Annotated in this window: 11 protein-coding genes and 1 riboswitch; of the genes, 1 reads left to right on the top strand and 10 read right to left on the bottom strand. The window is 65.8% G+C overall.

What is annotated here, in order from left to right:
• Positions 1 to 188 precede the first annotated feature (188 nt).
• From CO675_RS22430 to CO675_RS22470, 9 genes are all read right to left on the bottom strand, one after another.
• The gene (locus tag CO675_RS22430; protein ID WP_097674020.1) at positions 189 to 1,169 is read right to left on the bottom strand and encodes a FecR family protein; all 981 of its coding nucleotides are present in this window, start codon (positions 1,167 to 1,169) and stop codon (positions 189 to 191) included.
• A gap of 74 nt (positions 1,170 to 1,243) precedes the next feature.
• Complete coding sequence (locus CO675_RS22435) at positions 1,244 to 1,786, bottom strand: RNA polymerase sigma factor (protein ID WP_097674021.1); 543 nt, start codon at positions 1,784 to 1,786, stop codon at positions 1,244 to 1,246.
• Entirely contained in the window at positions 1,783 to 2,562 is a 780-nt protein-coding gene (locus CO675_RS22440) for a secretin and TonB N-terminal domain-containing protein (RefSeq protein ID WP_143279070.1), read from the bottom strand. The genes CO675_RS22435 and CO675_RS22440 overlap by 4 nt, the downstream gene beginning before the upstream one ends.
• 76 nt (positions 2,563 to 2,638) lie before the next feature.
• Entirely contained in the window at positions 2,639 to 4,123 is a 1,485-nt protein-coding gene (locus tag CO675_RS22445; protein ID WP_097674023.1) for a PepSY-associated transmembrane domain-containing protein, read from the bottom strand.
• Between the two features lie 2 nt (positions 4,124 to 4,125).
• Positions 4,126 to 6,408, bottom strand: coding sequence for a TonB-dependent receptor (locus tag CO675_RS22450; RefSeq protein WP_097674024.1), 2,283 nt, complete (start codon positions 6,406 to 6,408; stop codon positions 4,126 to 4,128).
• A 106-nt stretch (positions 6,409 to 6,514) separates the two neighbouring features.
• A riboswitch (cobalamin riboswitch) is annotated at positions 6,515 to 6,710 on the bottom strand.
• Positions 6,711 to 6,804: 94 nt separating this feature from the next.
• Positions 6,805 to 7,734, bottom strand: a complete 930-nt coding sequence (locus tag CO675_RS22455; RefSeq protein ID WP_097674025.1) for a CobW family GTP-binding protein — start codon at positions 7,732 to 7,734, stop codon at positions 6,805 to 6,807.
• Position 7,735: 1 nt separating this feature from the next.
• Positions 7,736 to 9,286, bottom strand: a complete 1,551-nt coding sequence (locus CO675_RS22460) for an amidohydrolase family protein (protein WP_097674111.1) — start codon at positions 9,284 to 9,286, stop codon at positions 7,736 to 7,738.
• Positions 9,287 to 9,379: 93 nt separating this feature from the next.
• The gene (locus tag CO675_RS22465) at positions 9,380 to 9,772 is read right to left on the bottom strand and encodes a hypothetical protein (protein WP_245452864.1); all 393 of its coding nucleotides are present in this window, start codon (positions 9,770 to 9,772) and stop codon (positions 9,380 to 9,382) included.
• Positions 9,773 to 9,915: 143 nt separating this feature from the next.
• Positions 9,916 to 11,772, bottom strand: coding sequence for an ABC transporter ATP-binding protein/permease (locus CO675_RS22470; RefSeq protein ID WP_097674027.1), 1,857 nt, complete (start codon positions 11,770 to 11,772; stop codon positions 9,916 to 9,918).
• A 193-nt stretch (positions 11,773 to 11,965) separates the two neighbouring features.
• Here CO675_RS22470 and rpmE point away from each other — a divergent pair, with 193 nt between their 5' ends.
• Entirely contained in the window at positions 11,966 to 12,193 is a 228-nt protein-coding gene (gene rpmE, locus CO675_RS22475) for a 50S ribosomal protein L31 (protein ID WP_016845230.1), read from the top strand.
• A gap of 352 nt (positions 12,194 to 12,545) precedes the next feature.
• Here rpmE and CO675_RS22480 read toward each other — a convergent pair whose 3' ends face one another.
• Positions 12,546 to 13,163: a LysE family translocator gene (locus CO675_RS22480; RefSeq protein WP_097674028.1), complete on the bottom strand. Its 618-nt coding sequence runs from the start codon at positions 13,161 to 13,163 to the stop codon at positions 12,546 to 12,548.

Here is a 13,163-nt window from a genome sequence, read left to right on the forward strand (position 1 = left end):
AGGATGTCCCCTGGGAACAACGGACGGAAAAATATGCAGATCGGATCTGCGCAGATGCCCGTCACACGGCTTGACCGTATGCCAGGCTTCTCGTCCTCAAGGACGCCATTTGATCGGCAGGACCGAACAACAAAATCGCGCACAATTCCTGAGCAGATGTGACACGCGCTTTCACGACCCGCTTCACATCAGCTCAGCAGCACGATGCCGCCGGGCAGGTGTCGCGCCTTGGCGCCGAAGATTTGCTGGAACATGGCGAGGATGCCCTCGACGTTGTCGATGCGGAACCGGCCGTTGACGAGACGGCGTTCCAATTCCGCGTTCGTCACCATGACCTTGCCCGACCGGTAGCGATTGATCTCGGCCACGACGTTGCCGAGCGGAGCGTCATGAAAGATCAACATTCCGTCGCGCCAGGCCGTCACCTCGGCAGGATCGACCGACATCGGCGCCGCGAGACCACGCGCTGCATAACTGACCTGTTGCCCCGCACGCAGCGCCGCGACGGAACCATGGCGGATGACCTGGACCTCGCCATCGAGACACGTCACGCAGGTGCCGGGCTGCTCATGACGGACGTTGAACTGTGCCTGACGCGCATTCATCTCGCCGTCACCGGCAACCACGCGCACTTCGCGGCTTGCCGAGGCCGCCGCGATCACGGCTTCCCCGGTCAGGATCTCGATGCGATCCTGGCTGCCATCACCCGACTGAACATTGACGCTGGTTCCGGTGTTCAGCGTCACCTTGACACCGCCATCGATCGTGAGCTTGCGCTGCTCGCCGGCGGCGGTGCGATAATCCGCCATCACGTCCTGCAGCGATGGCCACAACCGCAAGGGCGGCGACACCACGAGATACGCGGCGGCCGACGTCGCAAGCGCGCCTCCGAGCATCGCCCGCCGCGTCATGCGCGGCTGCCGCCGGACATCCGCCAGCATGGAATCGCCACGCCGCTTCAACAGGTTGGCGCCGGCCGGGCCGAGTTGATCCCACAGCAGGCTGGCCTGTGCCAGCGCCTCCGAATGAGCTGTGCTCTGGCTTCCCCACTGCTTGGTTTCCTCGATGTCCCGCCGGGTGGCCTGACCCGAACCGAGCCGCTGGACGCGTGCAAGCGCCTCGCTCTCGATCGCGGTCAGCTGCTCCGACGGTTCGTCGTGACGTGTCATCGATCGGGCGTTTCTCTTGACAGCTCTCTTGGCAGCACTTCCATACAAATGCGCAACACTCGGACTCTCTCCTATCAGGACGTTTCCCGCGGTGCCGGACCGAAACGTCTTGTGACCTTTTTATTAAACCGCCTGGCGCAATGCTCGAGCGCGGCTTTCAGCTCAAGCTCCACCAAACGCTGGGACACCCCGAGGCGCGCGGCGATTTCCCGGAGCGGCGTGCCTTCCAGGCGGGATGCGAGCAGGATCGTGCGGCGGCGCGGCGTGAGTTCCTCAAGCACCTGCTCCAGATGCGCAATCTGCTCCCGCGATTCGACCTCGCGTTCCGGCCCCGGCGCCGCATCGACGATCTCGAGCATCGGCTGCACCTCGAACCGCTTGATCCGGCGCGTCTCCTGGCGCTCGCGGCTGATCGCGAGATTGAGCGCGCTGCGCAGCAGATAGCCGATCGGGCTATCCACCACGCCCGGGCTGTTCTTGTCGCGAAGATGCAGCCACGTCTCGTGAAGGGTTTCGCGCGCCTTCTCGTCGCCGAGACGCCGCGCGAGGCGGCGGCGAAGCTCGTCGTAGCGCTCGACGAGCACCTGCCGAAGCGTGGTCGAAGTGGTTTCCGTCATCGCGCGACCGGTCCCGGGCGCCTCGGATCACGCGCCGCACAGTCGCCGGTTTCGGAGGGCGGCCGCGGCGAAACCGCCATCATGACAGGCTGCGGCATGTCCGGTGGCGGCGGCCGGCCGATCACGACGGCACGCAACAGGGCGGCGATCGCCTGGTCACGCGCGCTGTCATCGGTGGAGCCGAGCAGCTGGGGCCGCAGCAGCTCGCCGGCTTGCCCGATCCAGAACTTGAACTTGATCCGATAGCCGCCCGGCGCGGTCAGCGCGGAACGGCAGAAGGCTTCCTCGATACTGCTCTGGACGGATGCGAGATAGGGCATGAACCCGCGTATCGACGCCGTCTGCGGCGCGGTCGCCGCAGGCACAATCGTGAAGGCGTTGGCCGCGGCATAGACCGCGACCAGACCGGTGTCTTCGAGCAGAAGCTGCAACGCCATGTCGGGCGTCATCGATCCCTTGACGGCCTGCGCGCGACGCCCCGCGGCCAGGGTGGCGTCATAAACGACCTGACGACCGGTGGCTGCGCTGTAAGCATCGAGCGCGGAGACCAGAGGCTGGCTACCAATATCGAAGTCGACCGCTGGCGGCGTGCGAACTGATTCAAGGCTTGCGGCCATCGTTACCGTCTGGATATTCCCGGCAACGAGAGTGCCTATGACCAGGCCAAGAAAGCGCTGCCACATCCGATCATGCTTCGAGCGCAGCCCGATCTTCCGACCCATTGAACAAAGTGAATGAGGCGCCGCCTTGATCCTCAAGCCCCAGCCGAACGGCACGATCTATCGGTGATCGATGAAGCCGTTCGTCAAACCCCGCGGCAGGCGCAACATAGAAACAGATTATGACAATCTGCTAACAGGGGCGCAGACCTCGCACCGGCCGCACCTTGCGCCGCCGCAGCCGGCGCCAGCCGATCACAATACCGCTGATCGAGACGATCGTGCCGACCGCCGACAGCAGCCAGACCACGACGTCGCGCGCCGGCCAGATGCGCAGCAGCAGCGGGAAGTCCAGACTGTGCAGCGCGTTGAACAACCAGCGGTAGGAGCGACGGCTGTCGTCGCTGCGGTCGAGGATCTCGGCGGTGCCGGGTGAGATGTGCAGCCAGGTATGGGCGGGATCGTCGAAGCCGATCCGCAGCACCGGAAGCTCCCGCGGCTGGTGCAGCGTGTACCAATAGGCATCCGGCTCGTCGAGTTGTCGCGCCGATATCATCGCAGCTTTCGGCATTGCGCGCCGGGCGGCGGCGATGATTTCATCGCGCGAGAGCACCACGGGCGCGCTGGTCACGGGATCGGCAAGGCTTCGACGGCCGCCGCTGTCGTCGAGCATCACCAGAGGGCGGCCGCCGATCCAGACGTAGCGCGCTTCCACGGCCCGCGCGGATGGCGCGGCCCGAAACCCGGCAACGATGTCGGGTGTGTCGTGGCCGCTGTAGCCGACCGCGATCTCGCGCGTGAGGCCACGGCCGGAGAACGCGCCGCCGGGATTGAGCGACAACCAGCCGCTGAACATCCAGGTGAACACGAAGACACCTCCGATCAGGCCGGCGATGTGATGCCAGGCCATCCAGCCGCGATAGGGCGAGACGGCGCAGCTGGCGTAACGGCGCATCAGCCGCAGGCGGAGGATGCCGATCCAGAAGCCGCTGACCGCGACGACGAGGCAGATGCCCGAGGTCCACAGCACCACGTCCCGCCACAGCGGGCCGTCTTGGCGCAGCACGGTCGGATAGATCCAGTGCGGGATCGAGCCGAGCCAGTTCCAGACGCGTTCCTGCCGCGTCGTGTCGAGCGCGATCTCGCCGCTGCGCGAGGAGACATAGAGCTCGGTGCCGTCAGCGTCACCGAGACCGATCAAATAGAGCGGCCGCAACGGATCGAATCGCGCGGTGACCGACCATTGATCGCGCGTCACGGCATCGAGCAGCTGCGGGTGCACGGCACGCGGGTGATGCCGCGCAATGGCAAGCGCCTGGTCCGCTGTGATCCTGTCGACCACGCTGCCGTCGATCGCCGAGATGGTGACGGAGCCGCCTTTCCAGCCGGTCACGCGATAGACCGGAACGTCGTCCATCATCGAGAGCCGGAGATCGCGCGGATAATGCACCGCACCTGCGAGCGCCATGGCGCGATCAGGTGCGACCCGTACCTTGTTCCAGAGAATGACGGGGAGCGCGGACAGGCGCTCGCTGTCGGTGAGGCGCGGAAACGCCACGTACATCATGACGAGGCCGGAGATGAACCACATCGCGAAGAACAGACACGTCGCAATGCCGATCCAGCGATGCACGACATAGAGCCATCGCCGCGCTCGCCGGACCAGAGCGTTGCGCATGGTCAGAACTTCACGTTGACGGACAGTTCGGCGGTACGCGGCATGCCGAGCAGCCACTGCCCCGTGCCGTTCGAGGTCACCGCGTAGACCTTGTCCAACGGATTGTAGACCCGGAACGCGACGGTGGTGCGGTCATCCGGCTTCCATTTGATGCCGCCATTGACCACATCGTAGCCCGGCCGCAATTGGGTGTTAGCAAGGTCGGAGTACATCGCACCGACCATCTGCACGCCGCCATAGACCGACCAGTTCGGCGCGAAGTCCCAGGTCAGCCAGACGTTGGCGACCTGCTGCGGCACGTTGACCGGGACATTGCCGTTGTAGCTGACGATCTTGCCGCCCACCACCTGGCTGTTGTTGTCGTATCGCGCACGCAACAGCGCGAGATTGGCGTCGACGCGCCAGCCATCGTTCAGCGCGAGCCCGATCGATCCTTCGACCCCGCGAGATGATTGCTGTCCGATCTGCAACGCCAGGCCGGCGGTTGGATTGCTGGGATCGGGAATCGTGAGCCCGGTCTTGACGATCTCGTAAGCAGCCAGCGTCCACTCGCCGCGGCCGCCCCAGAACGATTGCTTGACCCCGACCTCGGTCTGCTTGCCGGTCGCGAGCTGGAAGGTTTTCTGCGAAGTCGACAGCGAGATCAGGTTGCTGACCGGATCGACGCCTACCGCGTACTGGCCGTAGAACGCGAGGTTCTTGATCGGCTCGTACACCAGGCCGGTGCGCCAGCTGGTGCCCGATAGCGAAACGCCAAAGCTGTTCCCTGGCGTCCTGTAGTCGGTGCGATCGATATCGGGACGATCATATCTGACTCCGGTGACGAGCGACAATTGATCGGTCAGCGACAGCCGGTCTTCGGCGAATAACGCGTACTGATTGACGATCGAGTTGAAGCCGGGCGAGGTTGGAGACGTCGTCGCGAAGAATGACCCGGGATCGAGGACGTAGGGATTGACCGACGACGTGCCGCTATAGGGCGAGTTGTTGGTGTGGGTGAAGTCGATGTGGTTGACATCGAACCCGGCGACAAACTGGTTTGCAAGCCCGAAGACATGACCGTTGAAGCTCGCGTCCATCCGGTTGCCAACCTGCTTCTGGTCATGGAATATCTCGATATAGTTGTTGCGGTCGAGCAGCTGGGTCTTCGGATTCCAGGTGTAGTTCTCGATGTCGCGCCAGTGCCGCTCGCTGGTCAGGTAATACAGCGTGTTGTTGATCTTGATGCCGTCGGCGACGTCCCATTCGGTCTTGAACTGGGTCCAGCTGTCCTGGTAGCGGATCGCGCTGTCTGATGCGTTGTAGTTCTTGAAGCGCAGCGCGTCCTGGATCGAGCCGCCAACCAGCGGCGTGCCGAAATAGCGCGATGGGCTGCGGTCGCCATAATCCTCGGAGAGCGTGAAGGCGAGATTGGCCGACGCCTGCACGCGTACGGCCGCTGAGACCACCGCATTCGAGGTCTTGTCGCGATCGACCCAACCGTCCGACATGTTGCCGGTGGCGTTGATGCGGTACGACACATTGGGATTGATCGGACCGGTGGCGTCGACCGAAAGCCGTCGCGTCATATTGCTGTCGAGCGAGACCTCGGCCTCATTGTAGGGCGTGCCCTGCGGCTTCTTCGGAACGACGTTGATGACGCCGCCGATCGCGCCCTCGCCGTACAGCACCGAGGCCGGTCCGCGCAGCACCTCGACGCGCTGCGTCGACCAGGTGTCGTAGGGAAACGTCAGGGTACCGGAGCCGATATAGAAGCGCGTGCCGTCATACAATGTCATCACCGAGTTGCTGCCGGCGAAGCCGCGGGTGCTGAACGACAGGCCGCCATTGCCGGGCGCCGGCGTTGCGATGAACCCGGCCGCGTTCTGGGTGACGGCATCGAGCACATTGTGCTGGCCGCGTTCGGCGATGGTCTGCGCCGTGATGATCTCGACGCTGGCCGGCGTTTGCAGCGGCGTCAGATTGAGACGGCTGCCGGTGCCGCCCTGCGTGGTGGCGTTGAGCGTCGGCGATGCCGATCCCGATGCGCCTGACGCCGCCGCGCGCGGCGCACCAGCGGTTGCCACCGCCGTTGCAGGCCTCGCGCGTGACCGCGATGCGGCGGCGGGATTGCGGCTTCGCGCCGCAGGCTTGGGCTTTGCGGATGTCGAGGGTGAGACCTCGACCGGATCGAGCGTCGTGGGTAGAGCTGTTTGTGCTGCCCCCTCGGCCGGCTGCAGCAGCGATGACAGGGAGCAAACGAGACCGAGGCGCCATTTGCGCGCAACGGGAGAGGACGGAGACATGAAAGGACTCGCGGTAACGTGGCACGTCACCGCGAACGCGGACTGGCGCATTGCCCAAAAGGCAGTGCTCCGATCCCACCAGGACGCCCCCGCCCGATGTGCTCGCGTGTGACCACGACTGACGGCAGGTCTCCTGGCTCACGGGTCATCGCCTGTCGACGCCTTCCCGGGCCTAGTGGCCCAGTGGCAAATTGACGAAAGGCTCGCCGTTTACAGTTGCGGGGACAGCTGCGGCATTGGGGTTACCCTCGCACCGCATTCCCTTTTGATCCCCGAAGGGAACCGTCGACAAAAACGATAGGTGGTGCGGGATGGGCTGTCAATTCGATGCGATTGTCGCACGCATGCTTTGCGGGAAGTCGTGGCCACGACGTCACAACAGAGTGCGAGCTTACCTCACTGAGCCTCGACGCATCCCTGCATCACCGCATCGATCTCGGCCCGCGACAGCGCGCCCATCTCGGCGATGAACACCATACGCGTGCGTGGCACGCCCGGTGCCGGCACGCCGCCCGCAGCCAGTGTCGCGCGGCCGCCGGCGAGTTGAAATACCGTCAGCCGTCCGGGCTGCTCGACCGTCTCGAACAATCCTTTCGCCCGCGCCAGCTTCGGCGCCAGCTTGCCGATCGCCTGCTGCAAGCGCGGCAACCGCACCGGCCATTCTGATGTCCAGTTCAGCGTCTCGAACCGGTCGACTACCGGACGTCGCGGCGCGGTCTCGCGCGGCGCCGGCATATGATCGAGGTCGGCCGGAAACAGCAACGCGGCCGGCACCTCGCCATGCGGCGCATCGACCACCACAGCCGCCGGACGCTCCGCCCGCACCGCATCACGGATCGCAGCGCACGCAGCTGCATCGGCGAGGTCCACCTTGCTCAACGCCACCACGTCGGCCGCCCGCAATTGCGAGCGCAGCAGCGCATCATCCAGCTTGGCCACAGGCTGCGATGCGTCGACCACGCACAGCACCGCCTCCAGCGGCGCCTCCTTCCACACCACGGGATCCATCAGGTTGCGCACGATGTCGGCGGGATCGGCGATCCCGCTGGTCTCGATCACGATGAATTCGGGACGCGGATCACGCCGCAGCAGGCCACCGAGCGTGCGCAGCAGATCGCCCTCCAGCGTGCAGCAGATGCAGCCGTTGCTCAGGCTGACCACGCCATCGCTGGCGCCCGCGATCAGCTCCGCGTCGATATTGATCGCGCCGAAATCGTTCACCACCGCGGCGATGCGCCGGCCTTGCGCATGCGACAGCAGATGGTTCACGACCGTGGTCTTGCCCGCCCCGAGAAAGCCCGCGACCAGCAGGATCGGGACCGGCATCTCAGCCTCCGGCAATCGGCCGGCGCACCGGCCGGCCAGGACGTGCGGCGACGTCAAGCACGCCATCGTTGATCAGCGGCTGGCCACTGACCACGAGATGCCGCACGCCTTCCGCCGGGCGGTTCATCGCGGAGAAGGTCGCGCGATCACTCAGCGTCTCGAAGTCGAACACCACGACGTCGGCGTCGGCGCCCGCCTGCAGCCTGCCCTTGGCGCGCATCGCCGGCGTGCTCGCGGACAGGATTTCCGCCGGGATCAGCGCGCATTTGCGGATGCCCTCGAGCAGCGACACCTTCCTGCGCTCGCGCACCCATTCGCGGATGAAGCGGGTGAAGCAGCCGGCTGAACGCGGATGCGAGGTGGCATCGTCAGGCAGCGGCCAGGCGTCGCCGGTGTAAGGGCGGCCATCCGACAGCGTCCACGGCATCGCGTCGGACGCGATCGCGCCGCCGGGATACAGCACCGCCATGTCGAGCAGGTCGCGATGGTGCTGATTGTTCTCGATATCGAGCACATGCCACAGCACCAGCGTCGAAGGCTCGGCGGCCTGCGCGGCCAGCAGCTCCTCGCGGCTGCCGAAGCGATGGCCGTCGGTCACGCGCTGCACCGAATCGTAGCCGAGGCCGTTGCGCTCCTCGAATTTCGGATCGCTGAAGAAGGTCGCCGCCAGCACGGTCGAGCCGGTGCCGTAGGGGTAGGCCTCCACCGTGATCGGCAGGCCCTGCGCCTGCGCCTTGGCAATCAGCGCAACGCAGCGTTCGATGTCGGTCTTGCTCGACGAGTTGAAATGGCAGATGTGCATGTGCGCGCCGGTGGCGCCGGCATAGCCGATCAGGCGGATATAGGCCTCGGCCGCGCTCTCGGGATCGATGCGGGACATGTAGGCGACGTGGGTGAAGGTCGGCACCGCATGATCCGCCGCGAGCTGGCACACCGCGGTCAGTTCCTGCACGCCGGCGCCCGGCGCATAGGCGTTGAGAATACCGATGCCGATGCCGCCTTCGTTCAGTCCGTTGGCAAGGCGCGCGAGAATGCCGCCGACCTCGCTTTCGGTCGCCACGTTCTCGATCCAGCGGCGATCGCGCATCGCTGCGCCGAACGATTCCAGCGAGCTTTCCGAATTCGAGCCGGTCATCGCACCGATCCGCGCGAACGCCCAGTTGGCAGCGGCGCCGTAGTTCAGCACCCGCCCCTTCTCGGCCTGCCGCTTGTACCAGGATGCCACCGGCAGCACGCCGGCCTCGAGGTCGAGCGATGTCGTCACCCCGTCGAACGCCTGCATGCGATCGGCCGGAATGGTCTGGCCGTGCGCGTGCAGGTCGATGAAGCCGGGCGCGACCACAAGTCCGGTGGCGTCGATCTGCCGTTCCGCGCCGCCGAGGCCGGTGCCGACCGCGGCGATCTTGCCGTCGACCACCGCGACGTCGCCGACCGCGTCCATCCCGCTGGCCGGGTCCACCACCCGGCCGCCGCTGATCACCAAACCACCCATCTCGTCACTCCCCGCATTGTCCGACACCGACCGGTCGCTCTCGAGCACAGAGAAGCGCATCGCACTCATCGCAGCAAGCCGGGCCAGGGTTGTGGCGACATGCTGTGGCGGAATATCCGCCGCGCCGTGATGGCGATTGCAGACAGCCCCTCCCTACGCTCCGGTTGCACGCCGCGATGGCAGGCCGCGCCAGAGATCGGCATCGGGCTTGACGCGGTTTGCCACGAGTTTCGGCGGCGTGCAGTCCCTGGCGATCGCCGCTTCGATCGCGCGCTTGAGCCTGACATTGTCGATCTGCGCCAGGAATCGCCGGATGACGTCGTCCCGATCCGCGCCCCGACCGGAGATCGCCGCACACAGCTCCGCCGTCGCCCTGCGGAAGAAGTGGAAGGCATCATCGTCCGCGCCGCCCAGCCGGTCGACCTCGCCGGCCACACCAAGTGCATGCATCCGATCGTCGTCGTCGAGCGTCACTGCGAATCGCAGCACGGCAAGCTGCCAGGCCCGAAGCAACTTGCTCTCCGGTTCGGTCGCATTCTCGCGCATCAGTCGAACACCCCGCGCGCCGATGCTCCTTCGGCGGTCGAGGGAGGTCCGGCGCGGCGCGACTATCCTTGCGCGGGAATAGGTTTTCGAGGGGAGCGCGCATGCGATCGCATAGGAATCGCATAGGCGGAGTCCCAATTCGCTCAAAGCCCTTCGAATTGCAGCCGCGCCAGCCGCGCGTAGAGGCCGCCCGCCGACACCAGCTCGGCGTGGGTACCCTGCTCGACGATCCTGCCCTGGTCCATGACAAGGATGCGGTCGCAGGACAGCACCGTCGCCAGGCGATGCGCGATGACCAGCGTGGTGCGGTGGCGCATCAATTCCTCCAGCGCAGTCTGCACCAGCGTCTCGCTCTCGGCGTCGAGTGCCGAGGTCGCCTCGTCGAGCAGCAGCAGCGGCGCATCGCGCAGGATCGCGCGCGCGATCGCGATGCGCTGGCGCTGACCGCCGGACAGCGTCACGCCGCGCTCGCCGAGCTGGGCGTCGAAGCCGTCGGGCAGCCGACGCAGGAATTCGGTGGCATGGGCGAGATCGGCGGCACGCTCGACCTCGGCGTCTGACGCATCGGGCCGGCCGAACCGGATGTTGTCGCGGGCGCTCGCGGCGAACACCACGGAATCCTGCGGGACCAGCGCGATCCGCGCGCGCACGTCGGCCGGATCGGCCTGCCGGATCGGCACGCCGTCGAGCGAGATGGCGCCCGATTTCGGATCGTAGAAGCGCAGCAGCAAATGGAACAGCGTGCTCTTGCCGGCGCCGGATGGGCCGACGATCGCGACCTTCTCGCCCGAGCCGACCTTCAGCGATACGCCGTCGACTGCCAGCGCGTTGGGCCGGGTCGGATAGGCGAAGCTGACATTGTCGAAGCCGACATCGCCGCGCGCGGGCTGCGGCAGTGCGCGCGGCGACGCGGGAGCTGCGACCTGCGGCCTGACGCGCAAAATCTCGAACAGCCGTTCGGCGGCGCCCGATGCCGCCGAGACCTCGCCCCAGACCTCGCTGAGCTGGCCGAGGCCGCTCGCGGCAAAGGCCGTATAGAGAATGAACTGACCGAGCCGGCCGGGGCTGATGGCTCCAATCAGCACGTCGTGCGAGCCGACCCACAGAATCACGACGACGCTGGCGAACACGATGAAGATCACGATCAGCGTCAGCACCGCGCGCGCCTTGGTCGAACTGCGCGCGGCCTCATAGGCCTGCTCGACCTCGCTGGCAAAGCGCGTCCGGGCGAGCCGCTCGCCGGTATAGGCCTGCACGGTGCGGATCGCGTTGACCAGCTCGCTCGCATAGGCGCTGGCGTCGGCCAGCGTGTCCTGGGCGTTGCGCGACAGCCGCCGCACCCAGCGGCCGAACGCGACCAGCGGAATCACGATCATCGGAATCGCGAGCAGCACGAAGCCGGACAGCCGCGGGCTCGTGATCACCATCATCGTGGCGGCGCCGAAGAACAGCATCAGATTGCGCAGCGCGATCGACACCGAGGCGCCGACCGCGGACTTGATCTGGGTGGTGTCGGCGGTGAGGCGCGACACCAGTTCGCCGCTTCGTGCCGAATCGAAGAACGAGGGCGACAGCGAGATCAGATGCGCGAACACGTCGCGCCGGAGATCGGCGACGATGCGCTCGCCGATCGTCATCACGAGGTAGTAGCGCGAGGCGCTGGCACAGGCGAGCACCGCGACGACCGCGATCATCACGCTGAAATAGCTGTTGATCATCGCGATGCCTTCGGGCGTGAAGCCGAGGTCGATCATCCGCCGCACCGCGACCGGCACGATCAGCGTGGTGATCGCCGCGATCGTCAGCGAGATCAGCGCGAGGATTGCCCGCCCCTTGTAGCGCGCGACATAGGGCGCGAGCGCAAGCAGGGGCCGCAGGCGGGCACGGCTCTTCGTCGGCTCCATGATCTGGCTCTCGATGAAGGCCTCCTCATCGAGCAACGCATCGCGCGGCGGCTCGGGGGTGCCGCGAGGGGTCTCAAGCTGTTCGGCTACACTCATTATCTAGACCGGTTCTATCGCCCCCCACATAGGCCTGCCGACCCCCGGCTGGCAAATCCGGTAAAGTCCCAATCCGGTGATGGGCTTAAGCCCTTTCTTGGCTTGTTTTGCCAGGCACCATGGGTTATAGAGCCGCCCAAATCCCGTATCCAATACATCTTGAGACGGGCGCTGGCGCGCCGAAGGAACTGTCATGAAAGCCGATATTCATCCGAATTATCATACGATTAAGGTCGTCATGACCGACGGCACCGAGTACCTGACCCGCTCCACCTGGGGCAAGGAAGGCGACACGCTGAACCTCGATATCGACCCCAAGTCGCACCCGGCCTGGACCGGCGGCACCCAGCAGCTGATGGACCGCGGCGGCCGCGTCTCGCGCTTCCAGAAGAAGTTCTCGGGCTTCCTCAAGAAGGACTAAAGTCCGCTTCGGGATTACCCCTGCGATCACGTGCAAAACGCCTCCGTTTCGGGGGCGTTTTTGTTTTGGGCTGCTCCGGATCAATTGGCTGAATGATTGGCGCGACTCTGTCTCCACGCGTCGTCCTGGCGAAAGCCAGGACCCATAACCACAGGGTCTCGTGCTGTTGAAGAGGGTTGTGGCCCCAGCGTCGTGCAACGGCGAGCATTCGGGGTAATGGGTCCTGGCTTTCGCCAGGACGACACTGAAATTTGTGGCGCGATCTCGAGCGAGTTCGGTGTGATCACCCGTCTGCCGGGCGATGACAGGTGTGCTTAAGGATGCCGGCGCCGGAAGATGGATCGCCCAGTCCCTAGCGATCCCCAAAGGCAAGCCGCGCACCGAGCGCGACCAGGATGCTGCCGCCGATCCGCTGCATGATCCGCTGTGACCTCCGGGAGCGCTGCAGCTTCGCCATCACGGCGCTGGCGAAAAACACGCAGACGATATCGACCGCCGAGAACGTCAAATTGACCGTGGTGCCGAGCAGGAACAGCTGGGCCCAGACCGGCGGGCTGGCCGACGCATCGACGAACTGCGGCAGGAACGCCAGGAAGAAGATCGCGGTCTTCGGGTTGAGCACCTCGACGACGATGCTTTGCGCGAACGCGCGCTCCGTGGAGGGCGGCGCCAACTCGGGCCGCTTGGCGCTGTCGCGATCGCGAAACAGCGACAGTCCGAGCCAGACCAGATAGGCCGCACCGACCAGCTTCATCGCCATGAATAGCGGCGGCACCGCATGAAACAGCAGCGCAAGGCCGGCGGCGGCAGCGATGACATGAACGTAGCCGCCGAGATGCAGGCCGAGCGAGGCCATCAGCCCCGCGCGCCGGCCGCCCGCCAGCGTGCGGGCCGCGGCGTACAGCATGGCCGGACCCGGGATCAGCGCGAAGGTCGCGGTCGTAACCGCAAAGGCAAGGTACAATTCCAT

The organism is Bradyrhizobium sp. C9 (assembly GCF_002532045.1).
Taxonomy (GTDB): Bacteria; Pseudomonadota; Alphaproteobacteria; order Rhizobiales; family Xanthobacteraceae; genus Bradyrhizobium.